The sequence below is a fragment of the Brachyspira sp. genome, assembly GCF_050873525.1.
Taxonomy (GTDB): Bacteria; Spirochaetota; Brachyspiria; order Brachyspirales; family Brachyspiraceae; genus Brachyspira.
On the sequence record NZ_JBNMIZ010000002.1, the window covers coordinates 22248 to 44607 of the forward strand.

Below are 22360 nucleotides of genomic sequence, written 5' to 3' on the forward strand. Positions count from 1 at the left end.
CAATCAAACAGGCGTCATATCAATACCTACATTAAAACTATTCAAATCTACTTTATCGTCTCTATTTAAAATATGCATCAAAGGAACATTTCCAATAAAACTTGCCCAGATTGTGAAAGTGGAAGGCGCTCCTATTATATAATCGCATAAACTCAGCAAATAATGGTCCTCATACCAATCGCATTTTGAAATAATATAATCATGTTTCGGCTTCAAAGTTATATCTTCGTTTGAAAATAAAATAAATAATATCTTTTTGTCTTTAAATAAATTTGAAAACTGCTCTATTTTATCGTTATAAACTTCGTCCTCGTAATAATATTTTCCGTTATTCCAGCCTCGATAATCGCCTCGCCTTATATGAACGCCGACTTTTATATCGTAATTTTTAAATTTCTCATATATATATATATATATATATATGAAGAGTTTTTTAATTTTGGCGTATATTTTTCTTTGAAATAATCTCTATATTTATAAGCAAGCTTGGGAACTCTAAATTCCCAGCCCGATACGAAAATCGTTTTATCTCTATTTTCTAATATTTGTTTATCGTAAAGAGGCATATTATTTCTATCTTCAATATTCATATAATCAAAAATTAGAAAATTTTTTATATTTAATTTGCCAGCTAATTTAGAAATACTTTCAATTATTCCGTAGCGAGTATTTAAATTCGGCAGGAATATTTTAGGAATTTTCTTAAAACTATATTTGTCTTTTATTCCGTAAAAATCTTCCATATCGTAAAATTCAAGATTATGATATTCAATATTATTTTCTTTACAATAAGCCTCGAAATGCATATTTTGAAGAAGTCTATTGCTTTTGTCTCCAAATCTTTTATATAGAAAAACCATTTTAATTTCCTAAAATATTATTTTAAAATTTATTTCAATCTCTCTTCTATCAAACTTTCCAGCCTGCTTAAAATTTTTACTCTTCGCTCCCAAAGATAATCAACCATAGAATCGTTAATTTTTACTTGATTTTGAAAAGCGTCAAATAATTTTTCGTCTCTATTCAATTTTTCAACTTCTTTCAAAAGCTCAGAATTGTCTTCTCCTTTCTTGTAAAATAGCAATGCATTTTTATTGACTAAATCCATTTCAATATTTTCATCTCCCGAATAAATCGGAATGCATCCTGCCCTGAATGAATCGAATAATTTTTCGGTTATATAACCATCACTAATAGTATTTTCGGGGCAAATGTTAAATTTGAAATCTCTCAAATATTCTATTTTATTATTTCCAAAATCGTTTTTCAATGTATCGTCATTATGGAGTAATTTTCCAGCGCATTTTACTTCTCCAATTTCGCTGACTTTATTAAAAATCTCCGTTCTGACTTTCGGAGCATCATGACTTGCAACGAGCGAAGCAAATTTATTCTTTTTAGATTTTGCTCCGTTTATATAATCTATTCTTTCTTTAATTTTATCTTTAGTAAAATTCTCTTCCAATATATCGCCAAAATTATAATTTATCCAAATCGGAAAACGAACATAATTTTTATATTTGTTTTCGTCAAGCCTGTCGAAGCCGAGCGACAAATCGACATCGTTTACGCAGTTATCGGAATATTCTTTCCAAACTTCGTTTATCGCGTATTTTGAAACGCATTCTCCCGTGTAGAAAATTTTAATTTTAGCTTTTGACTTTTCCAAAAAATATCTTTTGCCGTTCGGAGCGAAAAATTCTATATCGGGATTATAACTTATTTCCAAATCGGGTATATAATATTTTTTTATAAAATTATAGAAATAATTATATTTAAATTCTCTTTCGTTTATCGCCCAGTCGTTTCGCACAAAAAATGTTTTCTTGTTCTTCACTTTATCTTTATAATTTGCATAATTGATTCTATAACCCAAATCTTTAAGAAAAATTGAATTAATCCTTATTCTATTTCTTAATTTGTAAAAAGGAATTATCCAAACCAAATATTCAATTAAATTCTTTTTTAGTTCCATTGTTTCAAGCTTTATTTATTTTATTCAAACTTAATCCGCAGTTATTCAAATCGTATTCGAGCATTATTTTAACAAGCTCTTTGAAAGTCGTTTTCGGCTGCCATCCTAATTTTTCTTTTGCCTTTGCGGGATTTCCAAGAAGCAAATCGACTTCGGCGGGTCTGTAATATCTCGGGTCTATTTCCACATACTTTTTCCAGTCGAGTCCCACTAAACCGAAAGCCTCGTCCAAAAATTCTCTAACCGAATGCGTCTCTCCCGTAGCGATAACATAATCTTCCGCTTTTTCCTGCTGAAGCATAAGCCACATTGCCTCGACATAATCTTTAGCGTAGCCCCAGTCTCTTTTTGCGTCCAAATTTCCCAAATATAATTTATCCTGTTCTTTCTTTAATATTCTCGCTATCGCATGAGTAATTTTTTTAGTTACAAAAGTTTCGCCTCTTCTCGGACTTTCATGATTAAATAATATTCCGTTGCAAGCGTAAATATCGTAGCTTTCTCTATAATTTACCGTAATCCAATATGAATATAATTTTGCGCAGGCGTAAGGACTTCTTGGATAGAAAGGAGTTTTTTCCGTTTGCGGAGTTTCTACGACTTTTCCGTATAATTCGCTTGTTGATGCCTGATAGAATCTCGTTTTTATTTTCGTTTCTTTAATTGCGTCAAGTATTCTTATAGTTCCGAGTCCGACTACATCCGCCGTATATTCTGGTATATCGAAACTCACTCTGACATGACTTTGAGCGGCTAAATTATAAATTTCATCGGGCTGAATTTTTTCAAGGAGTCTCGATAATGCCGAACTGTCCGATAAATCTCCGTAATGAAGAAATATTCTCGCGTCGTTTACATGAAAATCCTGATATAAATGTTCTATTCTTCCAGTATTGAAAGACGAACTTCTTCTAATAATTCCATGAACTTCATAGCCTTTTTCAAGCAAAAGCTCCGCCAAATATGAACCGTCCTGTCCCGTTATTCCCGTAATAAGCGCTTTTTTCATTTTATTTAATTCTCCGTTTTTTAATATTTTGTTTTCTTTAATTTTAATTATTTTAAAATTTTAATTATTTTAAATAATTAATCTTTATAATTTTTCAAAAAATCATTATAGGCGATTTTTAATCCTTCTTCAAGTTCCGTTTTATAATGCCATCCCAAATTATTTATTTTGGAAACATCAAGTAATTTTCGCATCGTTCCGTCAGGTTTTGTAGAATCTAAAATTATATTTCCTTCAAAACCGACAACTTTTTTTATCAATTCAGCCAAATCTTTTATCGTTATTTCTTTTCCGCTTCCTATGTTTATAAATTTTCCTATTTCTTTAGCGTCTTTATTTTCCATCAAATATAAACAGGCTTCGGCTAAATCGTCCGAATTCATAAATTCTCTTAAAGGCGTCCCGCTTCCCCAAATAATCGTTTCTTTATCTTTATTTATTTTCGCTTCATGAAATCGTCTAATAAGCATAGGAATCACATGAGCGTTTTCTTTATGATAATTATCGTTAATTCCGTAAAGATTGCATGGCATAACGGCAATATAATTCGTTTTGTATTGTTTATTGTAGGCATCGCATAATTCTATTCCAGATATTTTTGCCAAAGCGTATGGACGATTCGTGCTTTCCAAATATCCTGAAAGTAAATATTCTTCTTTAATTGGCTGCGGACATTCTTTAGGATAAATGCAGCTCGAACCCAAAAACAATAATTTTTCTACGCCGAATTCAAATGACGCTTCTATAATATTATTTTGTATTTGAAGATTATAAAGTAAAAAATCTACTGGATAAGTGTCGTTTGCATAAATTCCGCCGACTTTTGCCGCCGATAAAATTACCCATTCTGGTTTTTCAGTTTGAAAAAATTCAAATACTTTATCTCTTTCTCTCAAATCGAGTTCGCTATGAGTTCTTTTAATAATATTTTTATAGCCATTTTTCGTAAAAACTCTTTCTATCGCGCTTCCAACTAATCCTTTATGTCCCGCTATATATACTTTCTTCAAAATAAACTCCTTTAATATTTATAATATTTTATTTATCTCTTCCCGTAATCGTTTCGGCAATATTTACAAGGTTTGAAATCGACCTGTTGAAATAAACCAAAACATCTCCGTATAAATGAGCGTTGAGCGGAGGAATTAAAGATTTGTCGACATTATCATAATGCCTCTGCCTCGCTTGATAATAAAAATCTTTCACTTGATGATATTTTTCAATCGCTTCTTCGTAGGTTTTTTCTTTATTTATATAATAATATTGTGGAATAAGAGTCGATAAATAATCAATATATTCGACATTATTATTAATCATTTGCAATATATCTCGCTTTTGAATTTCGTTAAATAAAGTTCTCTTCTCGTTTCCTTTGATTATAGCTTTCGCCAAATCCTTTAAATTGTCTCCCAAATTTTCGTAATATGTGCTTATATTTATCAAAGACGCAATATTTAAAGAGTTTAAAGTATTTTTTCCAAGCAGTTTAAGTAAAAAAGTGTGAATTTCGTTATCCGTATTATCCAAAAGTTTTTCGCCGTCTCTAATTTTATTTAATAATCTTTCGCTCGGATTGTCAAATAATTCTCTTATTCTAAAAAGCATTTTCTTTGCAATCTCGCCCATATAAGTTACTTCTTTTCTAACTTCTATTTCCGCAGATACGGGCATATTCAAAAGTTTATCGACAAGCAAATTAACATGTTTTTCATCTTCTTTTTCTTTTATAATGAGGCAAACTATTTTTTCAAGTTTATCGGTTAGAAAATAACAGACTATAACATTCACGATATTAAAAATCGTGTGAGCCGCCGCTATATAAAAAGATATATTGACATAATTATTATTTACGATTTTATCCGCTCCGCCCGAAACTATAAAACCCGCTAAAAAATTAACCAACTTTATATACGGATTGAATAAAAAGAACATATAAACCACGCCGAATATATTAAATAAACTGTGAACCAAAGCCGCTCTTTTCGCGTTTGTCGAAGCGTTTAAAGTAGCCAAAACCGCCGTTATCGTAGTTCCTATATTCTGTCCGAGTATCAAAGCTACGGATGTCGGAAAATCAATCAAACCTACTGTGGCAAGCGAAATCGTCACTCCCAGCGCCGCACTGCTCGATTGTATTATTGCCGTTACTATCATTCCAATCATTACGCATAAGAATCTGCCTTTGAATGTGTCGGCTTTCGCTATCAAAAATACTTTTTCAAATTCTTCCGAACCTCGCACCGATTCAAAAGCGTCTTTCATTAAAATGAGTCCGTAGAATATCATTCCGAATCCCATCAATATTTCGCCGAAGAATTTTAATTTTCTGTTTTCGCCGAAGAATATTACTATTATCGAACCGACTCCCAAACATGGCAAAGCGAGAATATCCAAATTTAAAGAGATTATCCATCCCGTAACGGTTGTTCCGACATTCGCCCCAAGAATTATATTTATCGCTTGAGTGAGGTTGAGTATTCCCGCGTTAACGAAGCTAACAGTCATAACCGTAACCGCGCTACTCGACTGAACCATCGCCGTTATCAGAAAACCTAAAGATATTCCAAGTATTTTATTATTGGTAACTTTGTGCAGAATTTCCTTTAATCTACTTTCGGTGCTTTCCTGCAAACCGTCCGAAAATAGCTTTAGCCCGAACATGAAAAGTCCGAACCCGCCTACTAAATTGAAGGTTAGATTTTGTATCATAAATATCCTAATTTATATAGTTTTTTTAGAATATCATATAATATTAAAAAGTCAATAAAAAAATTGTTAATGATTATCGTATATAGTATTGTATTTTTTATTAATAAACAATCCCGCCGCATAAAACCGCATCGTTATCATAACAAACGCATGATTGTCCTTTTGCCACTATTCCCGTTGGCTCTAAAAATTTAATATTTATTTTATCTTCGTCTATCGGAATTACTCTCGCCATTGCTCCTTTATGGGCGCTTCTCGTTTTTACCAAAGCCTCGAATTCGCAGTCTTTAGGTTCGGCTATCCAATTAATACTATGAATATTTACTTCTCTTACAAAAGTATAATCTTTTCCGCCGACATAAACCGTATTTGTTTCGCTATCCAAACCGACTATAAAAAGCGGTTCTTTATAAGCGATTCCGAGTCCCTTTCTCTGCCCAACCGTGTAATGCCAAATTCCTTTATGATGTCCCAAAACTTCTTTGGTTTCTATATGAATTATTTTTCCGTCCAAATCTTCGTCAAATAATCTATGATATTCTCCGCCAAAAAAATCCTGACTTTCGTTTTTATCGGCTACCGCGAGATTAAATTTTCTTGCCATTTCTCTCGTTTCTTCTTTTGTGTTTTCATACATTGGAAAAATTATTTTGCTTAATTGTTTTTGAGTTAATCTGTATAAAAAATAAGACTGGTCTTTTATCAAATTTTTTCCGCGCAAAAGCGAATATCTTTTTGTATTTTCATCGTATCGAATTCCCGCATAATGTCCCGTAGCGAATTTATCGAATTTCAATCCTATATTTTCTATCGCCTCGAATAAAACTCCAAATTTAATAAGGCTGTTGCACATTATACAAGGATTCGGAGTAAGTCCCATTTTATAAGATTCTATGACATAATCGATAACTTTTTTTTGATATATATCGCTTAAATTAAATGTAAAATATTCTATTCCTATTTGTTTCGCATATTTTTCGCATTCTTCGACTATATTTTTTTGATAAGGTCCGTAGCAGGAATTACTTAAAGGCGCTCTCTCGTCTCCGTTCCAGTGGAGCATTGTCACTCCGAATACATTATTTCCCTGCTCTTTCAAAAGTTTTGCCGTAGTTGTCGAATCGACTCCCGCGCTCATTCCTACCGCTATCGTAGACATAATTTAATTTCCTAATTTTTAATTTTTGAAATAGTATAATATATTATTTAAAGCAAAATTACAATTATTATACTTAATTTATTATATCGAATTGTCCGATTTCTTTTTTCCTATTTGAGCGATTAAATTTTTATTCAATTCTTTTGCGCTGTTATAACCCATTTCTTTTAGACGAAGATTTTTAGCGGCGGTTTCAATTAAAATGCAAATATTTCTTCCCGCTCGAACGGGAATTTTCAAATAAGGAATTTCCGTATCCAAAATATTATAAGTTTTTTCTTCAAGTCCCATTCTGTCGTATTGTTCGTCATCGTTCCAGCTTTCAAGTTCTATAACCAAATCTAGTCTTTTTTTATCTCTAATCGCGCTCATTCCAGAAAGTCTGCTTATGTCGACTACTCCGATTCCTCTTACTTCCATATTATGTTTTATGAATTCGTTTTTTCTGCCGATTATTCTTCCATCGTTTAATTTTTTGAATTCAACCGTATCGTCCGAAATTAATCGATGTCCTTTTGAAATTAATTCCAATGTCGCTTCGCTCTTTCCGACTCCGCTCTTTCCCAAAATCAAAACTCCAACTCCGAAAACTTCTACAAGTCCGCCATGAATTGTAAACGATTCCGTAAATTCTTCTTCCACCAAATTTTCTATATTTCTAACCATATCCGCGGTTTTAAGTTCGCTTATAACGACACAGACATTGCTTTTTTTTGCAATTTCCAAAAACGATTCGGGCGGAATTAAATTATAAGTGAAAATACAAATAGGCATTTTATATTTAAATAATTCTTCAAATATATCGATTTTTTTTTCTTCGGCGAGAGTCATAACATAATTTCCTTCGCCGTTTCCAAAAATTTGTATTCTTTCAAAAGCGAAATCTTTAAAATATTTAAATAAAGCCATTCCTGGTCTATTTACTTCATAGCCGATTATTTCGTTATTTAATCCAATCGAGTCGGTTAAACATTTTATTTTTAAAAAATTATTTCTCTCTTCGTTAAGCTTCAAAAATTTTTCAACGGTTATTTTTGGCATTGAACTCTCATTTCCTCTTTTGCGATTAACGACAATATATCGTCCGATTTTTCCGCGTTAATAAGTTTTTCTATAAAATGATTATTATCTCGAAGAATTGCCGCGATGCTTGTGAGGACTTTCAAATTATCGCTTGCCGAATCTTTTGGAGATAAAAGCATAAATATTACGAAAACTTTTTTATTGTCGGGCGATTTATAATTTATTCCGTTTTTAACCGTGGCAATCGTAAGGACTATGGATTTTACGGCATTTGTTTTTGAATGAGGAATTGCAACTCCGCTTCCGACTCCCGTGCTCATTAATTTTTCCCTCGCCATAATGGAATGTTCCGCTTCTTCTTTATTTAATAGAAGTTTACAGCCGTCAAGTCTTTCCACCATTTTTGAAAGGAGTTTTTCTTTATTCGTCTCTTGAACATCTATCATTATAGATTCTTTATCTATATAGTCTAATAAACTCATTTGTCTTGCCTCCTTTTATTAGGATTAATTAAAAAAATAAAATTAAATATCAAACATTCTTATCAAAACGAAAGAATTATTAGATTCTTTATATAAACCTTCGATTTGTTCCGTTATACTGCTCATATAAACCACAAATTTTTTATCCGCGTTTTCAATCAAATAATTTACCGCTTCGCTTACATTGAATTCTTCTATTTTATATTCGGCGCTTTCGCTTGCATCTATATTATTATCTGGAGTCGCTTTCACTTTGTCGATATTCCAAGAATTATGATTGGCTTCTTCGTTTTCCGTATCGTAGATTTCGTAAACATTATCTTTGCCTTCTCTAAAAAGAAAAGACGGATATTTTCCGATTTTTACATTATATAAATCTTCGTCTCTTTTTATTGGAAAATAAGCCATGAAAGGATTTTTATCGGAATTGAAATGCAAAACGGCGTCCAATTCATCGAGAGGTTTTTCGTATATTCCAACGGTTTTTATCGAATAAGTGTCTTCGTCTTCTTCCGCTTTAATCGTTTTATCGACAACGGCTCTTTGCGATTTGTCAATGATTCTTTCTTTTGCCTTTCTAATTTTTCTTTCTATTTTTTGAAACATCGTGTCTATTGCGACATATAAATCTTTTTCCCGCTCTTCATCATGAAAAACTTTTTTGCCGAATGTTATAGTTCCATGAACGATATATTCTTCATGTATATGTTCGCAGATAATATTAGCGTCTATGATTCTATCCGCCTGTATTTTGATATTTTGCATCTTATTCGCTATATGCTCTCTCACATTTTTTGTAATTCTCACATTCTTTCCTATAATATTTTGATGCATAAAAAATCACTCCTTTATTTTAATTTTCTTTTAATTATTAATATTTATTTAAGTATATTCATACTTTGTCTATATTTTGCAACCGTTCTTCTCGCTATTTCTATTCCTTCGCTTTTCAGTATAAGTCTTATTTTTTCATCGCTCAATTTCGCCGCCGAATTTTCAATTATTCTTTTAATAATTTCTTTTACCGCTCTCGAACCCAAATCTCCGTTTATCTTCTTGGAAAAAAAATATTTTATCGAAAAAGTTCCCCAAACCGTGTTAAGATATTTTCCGTTGGATATTCTGCTAATCGTTGATTCGCTTAACCCGACTTCCAAAGCCAAATCTTTTAATCTTAAAGGTTTCATAAATTCTTTTCCGTTTTCAAAAAAATCAATTTGCAATTTCAATAAACCTTCGCCGACTCTTTTCAAAGTTTTTTTTCTTTCGTTTACGACATTAATCAAATTTTGAGCCTCTTCTTTTTTTTCTTTTAAGTCGTTATTAAAATCGCTTTCCTTTAATAGTTTACTATATTTTTTATTAATTTTCAAGGGCGGGATAAAAGTCTCGTTCGTTTTTACCCGCCATTCGTTATTTTCTTTGAATATAAATAATTCGGGAATAATATATTTTATAACGGTTGTGTCGAATTCTCGGGCGGGATAAGGCTCTAATGTTTGTATCAATTTCAAAGCGTTTAGAATATCTTTTTCCGAAATATTTAATTTTGACGCGATATATTTATAATTTTTTTTAGATAATTCGTTTAGATAATTTTCGACTATATTTATTGCGATATTTTTAAGATTTTCGTCTATATTTTCTTTATATTTTAATTGTGTCGATAAACATTCCGATATATTTTTTGCCGCAACTCCGATTGGTTCTAATGTTTTCAATACTTTGATTATTTCGTCAACTTTTTTTATATTTATATTTAGAATATCCGCTATTTCGCCGTAAGGAGTAATTAAATATCCATCCTGATTTATAAAACTTGAAATTTGTTTGGCAATTTCAATATCGTTTTTATTATTAAAAGTTATTTCTATCTGGCTTTTCAAATGCTCGAATAAACTTTCTTTTGTATTTGTCGCCGTATTTTCGATTATTGAATTTATATCTACGCTTTTATGATTTGATTTTATATCGTATTCTAAAAACGGATTTTCTTCTATGGTTTTTTCAATTTTTTCTTTTAATTCTATTGCTGGAATCGAAATTGTATTTAACCATAATTTTGTCTGACTGTTTAATCTTAATTCGTTTCTTATCGAAATATTAATCGAATTGTTTATGGAATTACGCATATATAAAGTATAGATAATTAATTTATTTTGTCAATGATTAAATTTATTCTTTAAATTTTTTTTAATAAAATAAGGCGTTAATTTTTTAAAATTTATTAAATAATAGCGAATATATCAAAAAATAATGAAAAATCTATAGTAATATATCATAAAATTATTAATTTTTAATTAAAAAATAATTTTTTTTTGATTAATACTTGACAAAAGCTAAAAAATTTATTATAATTATATTATAAAAAAACAAAATGGAGGTATCCAATGAATACTATCATATCAATTACAAATTTTATAACATCGCTTGGTTCAACCGTAATGTTGCCAATAATAATTTTGATATTAGGTTTAATACTTAAAATGAAATTAAGTAAAGCGATAGTTTCGGCATTAACTATAGGCGTTGGTTTTGTAGGGTTAGGATTAATAATAGATTTACTATCAGGTGCATTAGACCCTGTAGCAAAAGCGCTTGTAGAAAGATTTGGTTTAGATTTAACTGCTTTAGATGTAGGTTGGCCCGCAGCTTCGGCAATAGCGTTTGGAACAACCATAGGGGCTTTGATAATACCAATTATATTTTTATTTAATATTATACTTTTATCGTTAAAGCTTACAAAAACATTGGATGTGGATATATGGAATTATTGGCATTTTGCTTTTTCAGGTTCTATAGCATATTTATGGTCTGGAAATAATTTAATAATTGGTATAGTAGTAGCTTTAATTCATTGTTTTATATCATTTAAAATAGCCGATATAACCGCTTCTAAAGTTCAAACATTCTTTAATATTCCGGGAATTTCTATACCACAAGCAGAAGCTACCGCAACAGTTCCTATAGTTTTTATATTAGATAAAATAATGGATAGAATACCCGTTATTAAAGATATAAACATTAATATAGAAAATATACAAAATAAAGTTGGAATTTTAGGGCTTCCATTGGTTATGGGAACAATTATAGGGCTTATTTTAGGTTTGCTTTCCTATGGATTTAAAAAAGAAAGTTTAAATTTAGCAATACAGATGGGAGCTATTATGGTTTTATGCCCAAGAATAATATCTCTATTTATGGAAGGATTTGCTCCAGTATCCGAAGCCGCCAGAGAATTTATGCAAAAAAGGTTTAAGAATCAAGAATTCAATATAGGTTTGGATTCGGCTATTATGATAGGACATCCTACAACCATACTAGTAAGTAGCATCCTTATACCAATAACGCTAATACTTGCATTTATTTTACCGGGCAATAAAGTTTTGCCTTTTGCTGATTTAGCTTCTATAACATTTTCTATAGCATTCGTGACTCCGCTTGTAAAAGGTAATTTTTTTAGAACATTAGTGTATGGTATTGTTATAATGGTTTTACTTTTATATATTTCTACAGGATTTGCTTCTGGTTTGACTGATATTGCTAGAAATATAGGTTATGAATTACCTGAAGATTCCTCTATAATAGCGGTTTTTTCGGAAGGAAACTGGATAGCATATATATTGACTAATATAGCAAGACTTATAACAGGAAATTAATAATGATAAATATATCTCCATCTATAGCTTCTTCTAATTTATTGGATATTAAAAACGAAATAAAAAAAGTGGAAGATTTTAATAGTTATACTTTGCATGTGGATATAGAAGACGGAAATTTTGTTCCAAATATTACTTTTGGAATGAAATTGATAAATATGATTAGAGAGCAGACAAAAATGAATATATCATATCATTTAATGGTGACAAATCCTTTATTTTGGATATACGAACTTCCGTTAAGAGATAACGATATAGTATTTGCCCATGTCGAAAGTTATCAATATCCAAAATATATAGTAAATAGTATAAAAAATAGAGGAGCTAAAGCGGGTATAGTTTTTAATCCAGCTACAAGCATAGAACAATATAAATATTTAGTTTCTGTATGCGAAAATATTATGATTATGACAAGCGAACCCGATAAAGATGGAGAATATTTTATTGAAGATATGAAAGATAAAATATTAATAGCCAAAAAATTGAACTTCAAAAATATATGGGTAGACGGAGGTATAGATAAAAATAAAATAGAAACTTTAAATAAAATTGGAGTATCTAATTTTGTCGTGGGAAGATACTTTTTTAATAACGATTTTAAATAATAATTTTTTAAGGAGAAAAAATAAAATGGATTGGATAAAGAAAATATTTAAAACTAATAAACCTATAATAGCGATGTGCCATTTCCAAGCCATGCCAGGGGACCCGAGATACGATTATAATAAAGGTATGGATTATGTTATAGATTCGGCTTTAAATGATTTGAAAGCTTTACAAGAAGGCGATGTTGATGCCGTAATGTTTTCAAATGAATTTAGTATGCCTTATTTAACTAAAACATATCCTATAACGGCTATAAGCATGGCAAGAATAATAGGCGAATTGAAAAGCGAAATAAAAAAACCGTTTGGAGTTAATGTTTTATGGGACCCTACCGCGTCTATAGATTTGGCTGTGGCTACGGGTGCGAGCTTTGTTAGAGAGATTTTTACAGGCGTATATGCGAGCGATTTCGGTTTATGGAATATGAATATAGGAGAAATATCCCGACATAGAGATTCGTTAAGGGCAAATAATATAAAATTGCTGTTTAATATAGTCCCTGAAGCTGCAAAATATTTAGCCGATAGAGATATTGAAGATATAGCTAAAACGACAGTATTTAATAATTTGCCCGATGCCGTATGCGTTTCTGGAGCTACTGCTGGTATTGAAACAGATAGCTCTATATTAAAAAGAGTGAAAAATAGCATAAAAAATACTCCCGTTTTTGTAAATACGGGCGTTAGACTGGAAAATGTTCAAGAAAAATTAAAAATAGCTGACGGAGCGGTAGTAGGAACAACATTTAAAAAAGATGGAGAATTCTTTAACGGAGTCGATAAAATTAGAGTTAAAGAATTCATGGATAAAGTAAAAAGTATAAGATAGAAAGAGATTTTTATGCATGTAAATAAAGATATTTTAATAAAAAGAGTTTTGGAACTTTCTGATATAATAGGTCCTTCATATAGAGAAGATAGAGTAATAGAATATTTGACGAAAGAATTTAGAAAAATAACTTCAAATGTGGAAGTCGATAATATAGGCAATATCAATGTAATATTTGAATCTAAATCTAATCCAAATAAATTTATTACTCTATTCGCTCATTCCGATGAAATTGGATTTATTATAAAAAAGATAGAAAATAACGGTTTTATAAGAATAGAGAGAATAGGAGGCGTAAATAGAAATATTTTGCATGGAACTACCATACAATTTATAAATGAAAACGGAGATATAGTATTAGGAGTCATTGGAGTTAAAAGCCATCATTTTATGAAGGATTCTGAAAAAGGAATAATCGTTTCTCAAGATGAATTATATGCGGATATAGGAGCTTTTTCAAAAGAAGAAGTTCATAATAAGTATAATTTAAGAGTAGGTTCGATGGCGGTATTTTATTCTAAAGCGAGAGTAAATAATGACCTTATAATAGGCAAAGCTATGGATGATAGGGCAAATTGCGCATTACTGCTTTGTTTAGCCGAAGAAATTAAAGATATGGATATAAATTTTTCCGTATGTATAACTATAAGCGTGCAAGAAGAATTTAATATAAGAGGAATTCTTCCGTCTATAGAAAGGATTAAACCTTATATAGCTATAGGATTGGATATAACTCCGTCATGCGATACTCCAGATTTGTCGGATTTTTCGGATGTTATGATAAATAAAGGAGTTGGAATTACAGCCATGAATTTTCATGGACGCGGAACTTTGGCGGGAATGATACCTGATGAAAAATTATTAAAACATATAACAAATGTAGCGGATGAGAATAAAATACCGTATCAATATGAAGTTTCTTTAGGCGTTTTGACGGAAACCGCTTTTTTAGAATTTTCAGGAAATTACGGAGTGCCATGCGCTTCTCTATCCATCCCTACAAGATATACGCATACTAATATAGAAACTATATCTATAAACGATTTGATAAACGCTAAAAAACTTTTATATTTATTTTTGAAAGATATAAAAAATGATAGTAAATATGGAAAATCTATATAAAATATTTTAAGGAGAAAATTATGCAAAAAATTATAATATCATGCGGTTCGGGAATAGCCACATCGACTATGGCGGCGGTTGCGGTAAAAAGTATATTGGAATCTTTAAATAAAGATATGAATATAATTAAATGCAGCGTTCAAGAAATACAAAGCCATATAGACGGAGCGGTATTGATAGTTTCTACGGCGCAAGTTCCTTTTGAAACGAATGTTCCTGTAGTAAGTGGAGTTCCTTTTTTAACGGGAGTCGGAAAAGATAAAACTATAGAAGAGATAAAAAATATATTACAAAATTTATAGGAATGGTTATGATAAATCCTATAGAATTAGCGCTGTCAAAAAAATTATATAAAGCTAATATTAAATCTCAAAATTGGCAAGATGCTTTAAGAGAAACCGCAAATATTTTAGAAGTTAATAATTTTATAACTAAAGATTATGTGGAAAAAATAATTGAAGATTCTTTTAAGTTAAATTTTTATTATGTAATAGGAGAGAATATTGCCATGCCTCATACATCTCCAGAGTTTGGAGCTATCGAAACTTCTATTGCCATAACGACATCTAAAGACGGAATATATTTTGAAAATCATGAATTTAATCCCGTAAAAGTTATATTTATGATATCGGTATTGAAAACGGACGACCATATTGATTTTATAATGAAAATAGCCGATATATTGCAAGATAGGGAATTTATATATAATTTATCTAATTGTGAAAACGATAACGAACTTAAGAAAATCTTATTAAATCGTATAAGTAATTAATATATTGTATATAGTTTCAACTTTGTAATATTCGGAAAAGTATGAACACGATAGAAAAATATAATAGGCTGGAAGAATTAAAAAAATTAGTTATTAAAAATAAACGATTAATGGTTGAAGATATTGTAGAATATTTTAATGTATCTTATCCAACGGCAAGAAGATATATACAAGAAGCGTTAATAAATAATAAAGACTTAAAAAAAATAAGAAACGGCATAGGGTTAATTACGGATTTTGGAAATACGGAAATATATTTTGAAGAAAAATTAAATATAAAGACAGAAGAAAAAAAAGCGATAGCAAGAAAATGCGCTTCTTTAATATTGGAATGCGAAAGTATTATAATAGATTCTGGAACTACATGCTATTTTTTCGCTCAAGAACTATATCATAAGAATTTAAAAATAGTTTCAACGGATATTAGAATAAGTATGGAACTTACCGATAATAAAGATATATCAGTATATACTATAGGCGGAGAAATTAGAAAAGGCTATTATTCCATAGGCGGTCCTATAGCAAGAGAAAATATTAAAAATTTCAATGTTAATACGGCTATAATGTCCGCCGATTCTATAAGTATTGACAGAGGCATAACGAATACCGATGTGTTTGAAATTCCAGTAAAAAAAGAATTAAGAAAATGTTCCGAAAGGCTTATATTAATATCCGATAGCTCGAAATTTAATAATAATTCTTTCTATCATGTTATGCCGTTATCGTTTATAGATATACTTATTACGGATTCAAATATAGATAAAAATATATATAAACGATTAAAAGAAGAAAAAAATATTGAATTAATAATAGTATAAATTAAAATCAATAATCTTCTTCATCCTCGTTATAATAGTTCCTATATCTAGCTCCTAATTTTATAAGAGCTTCTCTAGTTTCTTCATTTTTAGCATAATATAAAACTCCGTCTCCGTCATCGTCCGTAGAATTTATATCTATTTTCAAATCATTAACCAAATAATCGAAAACTGGAATATTGCCTTGCAAAACCGCCATATGAAGTCCGTTTGCTCCGTAAGAATTTTTCCAATAAACGAAATCGGTATATTTTTGAACGAGCATTTTTATTATATCGACAGTTCCTACCGCACATGCATAAGTGAAAGCGTTCCATTTGTCTTCGTCCGTTTGCAGTAAAACGGATTCGTCATTAATATTATCCAATAAATATTTAACTATTCCAATATCTCTGTAGAATACGGCAAACGATAACAGATTTATCCCGCTTATATTATAACTGTCGTCCGTAAATTTATTATATAATTGTTCTCCGCCTTCAAACTCGGATTCGATTTGCGAATTGTCCTCTTCTACTATTTCTATTACTCTTTGAAGGCTTCCTTCTCTGATAGCTTCAAATATATTATAGTTTTTGTTATATTCTCCTTCTTCTCTTCCACCAAAAGTGAGATAAAAAGAATTATTCGTTCTTTCGACATATTTTCCTTGAATTTTTACGACATTTGTATATTTTTTATGATAAACATTATTCGGGTTGCCTTCAATATAAGTTTCTATATTTTCTTTTTCAATCGTTTCGTTCGTTTCTTTTTGGCAAGAAACAAATAAAATCAAAGTTAAAAATATAAATAAAAATTTTAATAATATTTTTTCCATTATTTCGTCCTATAATTTTTAAATTAAATTTGTTAAAAATTTATTAAATAGAATTTGAATTATTATACAATATTTTTTAATAATTTTGAATTAATAATTATAAGAATTTATTTTATCTTAAAAACATCTAATTTATTTTCAATCTCTTTATAACTGCATTCAATTTTTTCAATATAAATTGAACTGTTTTTTTTAATATTTTCCAAAAAAATTTTATCTTCTATTAATGGCGTATTTATATTTATATTTAATATCGAACCTTTTGAAGCGCCGTAAATTAAAATATAAGCGGAGGCGATGTCGGTTATTACCCCCGAGTTTCCATATTTAAGAATAATATCGAAGAGAGGAATTAATTGATAAGAATATTTTAATATATTGAAAGGAGTTTCTGTAGATTTTATTGCAGCTTTTGAAATTGCTTCTTTTCTAATTAATTTTTCTTCTTCGGAATTTTTCGGTAATTTCATGGCGTCCATAAATATATTGAAAGATTCGGCGTCTTTATCAATGGTTTCGATTAATTTAATTTTTATTTCTTTGATTTTTTCTATCGCGTCATTGAAATTATTTTTTTCTTCTTCGGCTAATTCTTTGAATTTATTTTTATTAATCGTTAAATGTCCAACCATTCCCGCCAATGCGCATGCCAAACTTCCGACAACTCCCATTACGCTTCCGCCTCCTGGAGCTGGAGAAGGAGAGTCGACTTTATTAATATAATCTTCAAGTTTCATATCAATTAATTTTTCCATGATTTTTTCCTTATCTTTGAATTTAGATTTTGAATTAAATTTAAAATTTATTCTATATTGAAATAATATAAATTAAAATAATATAATTTCCAAATGAAAACTAATGATTATGTTAACTTCGGATTGTTTGGCGACTGCCCGCTTTCGCCGAAGGCGGACTTTAGTCAGCGTGCGTGCCTCGCCGAATGCGGACAAAGTCTCGGCAACGGCAATGACGATTGGCGAAAATTTTACTTGACTATTTAAAATAAATTGCTATACTATTAAGTAGAAGATTAAAAATATAATCTAAAAATTTATTAGAAGGAGTGAATTATGATTAAGAATTTCACAAAAAAATTATGGTTATTAGTATTCGTATTAATAGCGACTCTAAGCGTAGCGGGATTTATTTCATGTTCCAGTAAAGGCGTGACCGCTTCTACTGTAGTTATGCCAGATGACGGGAACGGTTTTTTGCCTCCTGGAGTAACGGGACCTTCGGACGGCAACGGCAATGTAATAATTACTAGCGACCTTCCAGGTTTTGAAACAAATAAAGAATGGGCTGATATGGGAACAGATATTCCAGATATACCTAAACCTCCAGTCGAAGATGACGGCAGTTTGTATAAGATATATGTTCCTTTTGCCGGTTATCAAGATGATTCTGTTACGGTTAGCTATAAAGACCAGGAAAAATTGCAGCAGATTTGGAAAGAACAGATAACTCGAAAAGGCTTTAATGACGGAAAAGTTTTCTTTATCAAAAACGGAAAAAATAATAAATCGCAAGATTCTTTCAAAAATGGAAACGATTATTTCTATTTTGATAACAATTTAAATATTTACCATAAAGCTCATCCTAATCAAAGATTGCAAAATTTTGTGGGAGCGGTTATAGTTCAATACGCTTTAGGAAAATATAAGGGAACTTATACTATTGGCGGAATCTATCAAGTAGTGGGACAAAATAATACTCAGCCTTATTTGGACTTGAAAGATTACGGAATAGATATATTTTTGGGAAGAAGATACGCTCCGACTATAGAGGTTATGGTTATTAATACGGGAATTACAAGAAATACCGACAGCCAAAATTATTTAAAAGAAGAATACAGCGTAGACAAATATTTAAGCACGACATCTCAATGGCATGGAGTAGACTATGAATATCTTAAATCTACTACGGTTCAAGATATTATTGATAATTTGAATAGCAAAGTTTCTTTATTAAACAGAACGGACGGAGGCGATTATATTTATAGCTTCGTTGTAGGCGATAAAGAATAAGAGATATAAGAATAAAAATAACTAATAATTTTTCAAATTAAAAGAGGTTGCATTTTTTATGCAGCCTCTTCTTTATTTGTATTGTTCCATTAAAAAGCAGATTGCTTCGCCGAAGGCGGACAGATTTCTCGGCAATGACAAGTTAGAAAGCCTGCAATGACAGATAAAAATTAGTAATTACGAGGCGGTAGCCCGCGACTTGCCAGAGGCACGCAGCATGAAGTCGAACAGTGTCAAGAATCTATTATGTGGATTGCCACGACTTCTAGTGAAGTCTCGCAATGACGAGTAAAAAAATCGTCATTACGAGGCGATAGCCGAAGTAATCTATTATTATTTTAAAACAATATCTTTGGCAAACCATTTTTGAGATATTTCGGCAGATTTTCCATCAGCTTTCATTTCGTCCAATATTCTATCGACTTCATCCAAAAGTTCGACATCCGTTTTTCTAAATCCTATTCCATAAAATTCTTCCGTTAGAGGACTGTTTTCAACCACTACAAAATCCACTTTTTCTTCAGAGATATAATATTGAGCGGCAACTTCGTCAATTATAACTACATCTATTCTTTTAGCTCTCAAATCCAAAAAAGCGTTTACATTGACATCGTATTTTCTAATTTCTTTTGCTTCTTTACTTATGGAGTCCGATTGCAAAGCTTCGTCATTGCTTCCAACTTGAACTCCCAAAACTTTTCCTGCCAAATCTTCTTTTGAATTAATATCGTTTCTGTCTTTAGGTTTCACTATTATTAATCTGTTGTTAAGATAAGGTTTTGAAAAATTAATTTGAGCTTTCCTCGATTCGTTAATCGTAACTCCGTTCCAAAGGACATCAATATCGCCTTTATTCAAACTTAATATTGAACTTGACCAGTCGATAGGCTTAATTTCAAGTTCCACTCCCATACGAGATGCTACTTCTTTTGCCAAATCAATATCGAAACCTATGATTTCGCCCGATTCGTCTCTAAATCCCATTGGAGCGAAAGTATCGTCCAAACCCAAAACGAGTTTTCCAGCGTCTTTGACTTTCTGAAGAGAATTATCTTCCGTTCCAGCAGAATTTTTTCCCGAGCAGCCGAACGACATTAAAATAACTGCCGACATAAAAATAGATAAAATAATTTTGAAAGTTTTTAATATGGATTTCATTCTTTACCATCCTTTTAAAAATTTGATTTAATTACTACATATTGTAATACTATTCGTAAAAATTTCAAGGCTTTTCGTAAAATTCTTTTATCTCCCGAGCAACTTTTTCTATATCTTCGGGTTTTATTCTTTTATGTTCTTCTCTTCTAAACCAAGTTAATTGCCTTTTTGCAAAATTTCGAGTTCGTTTTTTTATAAGTTCTTTAAGTTCCTCAAAACTCATTGAATTATTTACTATATAATCGTAGCATTCTTTATAGCCAATCGCTTACATCGAAGTGTTTTTAATATCGACATTCATGTTTATTAAAAATTTTACTTCTTCGAGCAAACCTTTATCAAACATCGAGTCGACTCTTTTATTTATATTATTATAAATAGCCTCTCTTTCCAAATCCAAAATATAACTTAAATATTCAAAATCTATTATTTTTTTTCTTTCTTTTTTAAGCTCCGAAAATTTTTTTCCCGTATTATAAAAAACCTCCAAAGCTCTAACGACTCGCCTCGCATTATATCTGTCTATATTTTCCGCGGCTTCTTTATCTATTTTTAAAAGCTCAAAATATAAAGAATCGAGTCCTTCGTTTTCTATTTTTTCGTAAAGTTCTTTTCTGATTTTAATTGAATTTTCCTTATTGTAGTTCGTTTCGTCAAATATTCCGTATTTTATAGAATCGATATAAAATCCCGTTCCGCCAACTCCGAAAATAGGCTCTTCTTCTTTACCGATATTTTGAAGGACATTTTTGAATATATCGAGATAATCTTTAATATTAAAATTGAAAGAAGGTTCTACAATATCTATCATTTTATAATTATATTTTTTTATTTCTTCGTGAGACGGTTTTGCCGAACCTATATCCATATATTTATAAACCTGCATAGAATCTATGGATATTATAGTCGCTTTATTAAAATAATTGTCAATTAATTTATGGACGAAATCGCTTTTTCCAGACGCGGTCGCTCCCGAGATAAAAATAATTTTCTTCACTTTATTTTTTTATTTTATAGAATTAATAAAATTTGACAATTATAAATCTTCCGCTTCTTCTTCTTTATTTTCTTCTTTGTTCTTGCTTCTTCTCCTTCTTTTAGGTTTCTCTTCTTCGTCATCGTCTTCATCGTCATTAGAAACTGCGGAGATTTCTTCCAATTCTTCGTCTTCCGTAGGTTCTTCTATCGCGTAAGTTTCGGCATCGTATTCGGTTGCGGAGCTTTTGAAAGGAGCGTCTTCGTCAACGGCTATATTAATATCTTTTTCGTATTCGTATTTGATATTTCCGTCAAGTATATTTTTAATAACCGTTGGTATATATTTTCCGTTTCTGTATTTAGTTTCGTTTCTTAATAAATTTCCGCCCGTTTTCGCAAGTTCAATCATCGCTCTGCTAAGTTCGTAGCGGTTTCCTTTATATTCTATAAGTTTTTTTAATGGTATTATGCTCATTTTTCTCTCCGTAAATTATTAATATTTAAATTAAAATTATAAATTATTTTTTTGAATTAATAGCCTTTTCAAGCTCTTTATAAGCGTTTTCTATTTCCTCGTTTTTAATTATAAAATCGAATCTGTCTTTATATTCCAATTCTCTTTTGGCGTCCCAAATTCTGATTTTTATATCTTCTTCGGATTCCGTTCCTCTGCCCTGAAGTCTATTTTTCAAATCTTCTATTGAAACGGGTTCTATAAAAATATATTTCGCCTTTATTCCGTTTTCTTTAAGAAATAAAGCGCCTTGAATATCCAAATCGAGTATTAAAGTGTCGTTTTTATTTTTAGCTTTTTCAATTTCTTCAATCGAAGTTCCGTAATAATGTTCATGGACATTTGCCCATTCCAAAAATTTTCCTTCGTTTATCATCTCTTCAAATTTTTCTTTATCTATAAAATAATAATCTTTGCCTTCAATCTCTCCGCTTCTTTTATCTCTTGTAGTATGCGAAACGCTAAAAAGAGTTTGCGGATGATTTTCCAAATACTTTTTTATTAAAGTGGTTTTACCCGCCGCAGATGGCGCGGTAATAACGACAATCTTACCCATAAGATACCCAAATACAATAAAGAATTGCAATAATTATACTATAATATAAAAAAAAATCAAGCGTAATTATTTATTTAATTTATTCTAATTTATTTTAATTTATTATAAAAAGCACTTGACAAATATTATTTTTGTTTTAATATAG

General features: G+C 30.5%; 24 protein-coding genes and 1 pseudogene. 8 read left to right on the forward strand and 17 right to left on the reverse strand.

Annotated features, from left to right (window positions below; genetic code table 11):
- Positions 1-3: 3 nt before the first annotated feature.
- The 11 genes from ACR0QS_RS00320 to rpoN form a co-directional block, all read right to left on the reverse strand.
- On the reverse strand, positions 4-450 hold the full coding sequence (locus tag ACR0QS_RS00320; protein WP_432631472.1) for an alpha-1,2-fucosyltransferase: 447 nt from the start codon (positions 448-450) through the stop codon (positions 4-6).
- A complete protein-coding gene (locus tag ACR0QS_RS00325) occupies positions 375-860 on the reverse strand; it encodes a hypothetical protein (RefSeq protein ID WP_432631447.1) in 486 nt (161 codons plus the stop codon). Before ACR0QS_RS00325 ends, ACR0QS_RS00320 begins: the two co-directional genes overlap by 76 nt.
- Before the next feature lie 29 nt (positions 861-889).
- On the reverse strand, positions 890-1975 hold the full coding sequence (locus ACR0QS_RS00330; RefSeq protein ID WP_432631448.1) for a glycosyltransferase family 10 domain-containing protein: 1086 nt from the start codon (positions 1973-1975) through the stop codon (positions 890-892).
- Positions 1976-1979: 4 nt separating this feature from the next.
- Complete coding sequence (gene gmd, locus ACR0QS_RS00335; RefSeq protein ID WP_432631449.1) at positions 1980-2984, reverse strand: GDP-mannose 4,6-dehydratase; 1005 nt, start codon at positions 2982-2984, stop codon at positions 1980-1982.
- A gap of 77 nt (positions 2985-3061) precedes the next feature.
- Positions 3062-3994 (reverse strand): GDP-L-fucose synthase family protein, encoded by a 933-nt coding sequence (locus tag ACR0QS_RS00340; protein WP_432631450.1) that lies wholly within the window; start codon positions 3992-3994, stop codon positions 3062-3064.
- 28 nt (positions 3995-4022) lie between these two features.
- Positions 4023-5693, reverse strand: a complete 1671-nt coding sequence (locus tag ACR0QS_RS00345; protein ID WP_432631451.1) for a Na/Pi cotransporter family protein — start codon at positions 5691-5693, stop codon at positions 4023-4025.
- A 100-nt stretch (positions 5694-5793) separates the two neighbouring features.
- On the reverse strand, positions 5794-6852 hold the full coding sequence (gene mnmA, locus ACR0QS_RS00350) for a tRNA 2-thiouridine(34) synthase MnmA (protein ID WP_432631452.1): 1059 nt from the start codon (positions 6850-6852) through the stop codon (positions 5794-5796).
- Between the two features lie 81 nt (positions 6853-6933).
- Complete coding sequence (gene hprK, locus ACR0QS_RS00355) at positions 6934-7893, reverse strand: HPr(Ser) kinase/phosphatase (protein ID WP_432631453.1); 960 nt, start codon at positions 7891-7893, stop codon at positions 6934-6936.
- Positions 7881-8357, reverse strand: coding sequence for a PTS sugar transporter subunit IIA (locus ACR0QS_RS00360; RefSeq protein ID WP_432631454.1), 477 nt, complete (start codon positions 8355-8357; stop codon positions 7881-7883). The genes hprK and ACR0QS_RS00360 overlap by 13 nt, the downstream gene beginning before the upstream one ends.
- 42 nt (positions 8358-8399) lie before the next feature.
- Positions 8400-9191: a ribosome hibernation-promoting factor, HPF/YfiA family gene (gene hpf / locus ACR0QS_RS00365; protein ID WP_432631455.1), complete on the reverse strand. Its 792-nt coding sequence runs from the start codon at positions 9189-9191 to the stop codon at positions 8400-8402.
- Positions 9192-9235: 44 nt separating this feature from the next.
- The gene (gene rpoN, locus ACR0QS_RS00370; RefSeq protein ID WP_432631456.1) at positions 9236-10489 is read right to left on the reverse strand and encodes an RNA polymerase factor sigma-54; all 1254 of its coding nucleotides are present in this window, start codon (positions 10487-10489) and stop codon (positions 9236-9238) included.
- A gap of 258 nt (positions 10490-10747) precedes the next feature.
- Between rpoN and ACR0QS_RS00375 the strand changes: the two genes are divergently transcribed.
- From ACR0QS_RS00375 to ACR0QS_RS00405, 7 genes are read left to right on the forward strand one after another with little or no spacing between them, the layout of a single operon-like run.
- Complete coding sequence (locus tag ACR0QS_RS00375) at positions 10748-12016, forward strand: PTS galactitol transporter subunit IIC (protein ID WP_432631457.1); 1269 nt, start codon at positions 10748-10750, stop codon at positions 12014-12016.
- A gap of 2 nt (positions 12017-12018) precedes the next feature.
- On the forward strand, positions 12019-12621 hold the full coding sequence (locus ACR0QS_RS00380; protein ID WP_432631458.1) for a ribulose-phosphate 3-epimerase: 603 nt from the start codon (positions 12019-12021) through the stop codon (positions 12619-12621).
- Between the two features lie 25 nt (positions 12622-12646).
- Positions 12647-13450: a BtpA/SgcQ family protein gene (locus ACR0QS_RS00385; protein WP_432631459.1), complete on the forward strand. Its 804-nt coding sequence runs from the start codon at positions 12647-12649 to the stop codon at positions 13448-13450.
- A gap of 12 nt (positions 13451-13462) precedes the next feature.
- Positions 13463-14572, forward strand: coding sequence for a M42 family metallopeptidase (locus tag ACR0QS_RS00390; RefSeq protein WP_432631460.1), 1110 nt, complete (start codon positions 13463-13465; stop codon positions 14570-14572).
- Between the two features lie 20 nt (positions 14573-14592).
- Entirely contained in the window at positions 14593-14874 is a 282-nt protein-coding gene (locus ACR0QS_RS00395; protein ID WP_432631461.1) for a PTS sugar transporter subunit IIB, read from the forward strand.
- Positions 14875-14882: 8 nt separating this feature from the next.
- Positions 14883-15344 (forward strand): PTS sugar transporter subunit IIA, encoded by a 462-nt coding sequence (locus tag ACR0QS_RS00400; protein ID WP_432631462.1) that lies wholly within the window; start codon positions 14883-14885, stop codon positions 15342-15344.
- 41 nt (positions 15345-15385) lie between these two features.
- A complete protein-coding gene (locus tag ACR0QS_RS00405; RefSeq protein ID WP_432631463.1) occupies positions 15386-16162 on the forward strand; it encodes a DeoR/GlpR family DNA-binding transcription regulator in 777 nt (258 codons plus the stop codon).
- Positions 16163-16169: 7 nt separating this feature from the next.
- Here ACR0QS_RS00405 and ACR0QS_RS00410 read toward each other — a convergent pair whose 3' ends face one another.
- Positions 16170-16982 (reverse strand): ankyrin repeat domain-containing protein, encoded by an 813-nt coding sequence (locus ACR0QS_RS00410; RefSeq protein ID WP_432631464.1) that lies wholly within the window; start codon positions 16980-16982, stop codon positions 16170-16172.
- Positions 16983-17089: 107 nt separating this feature from the next.
- A complete protein-coding gene (locus tag ACR0QS_RS00415) occupies positions 17090-17737 on the reverse strand; it encodes a cyclodeaminase/cyclohydrolase family protein (RefSeq protein ID WP_432631465.1) in 648 nt (215 codons plus the stop codon).
- Positions 17738-18052: 315 nt separating this feature from the next.
- On the opposite strand from ACR0QS_RS00415, the gene ACR0QS_RS00420 reads away from it, so the two are divergent.
- Positions 18053-19009 (forward strand): hypothetical protein, encoded by a 957-nt coding sequence (locus tag ACR0QS_RS00420; RefSeq protein ID WP_432631466.1) that lies wholly within the window; start codon positions 18053-18055, stop codon positions 19007-19009.
- A gap of 333 nt (positions 19010-19342) precedes the next feature.
- On the opposite strand, the gene ACR0QS_RS00425 is transcribed toward ACR0QS_RS00420, so the two are convergent.
- The 4 genes and pseudogenes from ACR0QS_RS00425 to gmk all read right to left on the reverse strand — a co-directional run bounded on the left by ACR0QS_RS00425 (position 19343) and on the right by gmk (position 22215).
- On the reverse strand, positions 19343-20167 hold the full coding sequence (locus tag ACR0QS_RS00425) for an amino acid ABC transporter substrate-binding protein (protein WP_432631467.1): 825 nt from the start codon (positions 20165-20167) through the stop codon (positions 19343-19345).
- Between the two features lie 64 nt (positions 20168-20231).
- Positions 20232-21164 (reverse strand): annotated as a pseudogene (miaA, locus tag ACR0QS_RS00430) (tRNA (adenosine(37)-N6)-dimethylallyltransferase MiaA).
- Between the two features lie 39 nt (positions 21165-21203).
- Positions 21204-21620 (reverse strand): hypothetical protein, encoded by a 417-nt coding sequence (locus ACR0QS_RS00435; protein WP_432631468.1) that lies wholly within the window; start codon positions 21618-21620, stop codon positions 21204-21206.
- Positions 21621-21663: 43 nt separating this feature from the next.
- A complete protein-coding gene (gene gmk / locus ACR0QS_RS00440; protein WP_432631469.1) occupies positions 21664-22215 on the reverse strand; it encodes a guanylate kinase in 552 nt (183 codons plus the stop codon).
- Positions 22216-22360: the final 145 nt, after the last annotated feature.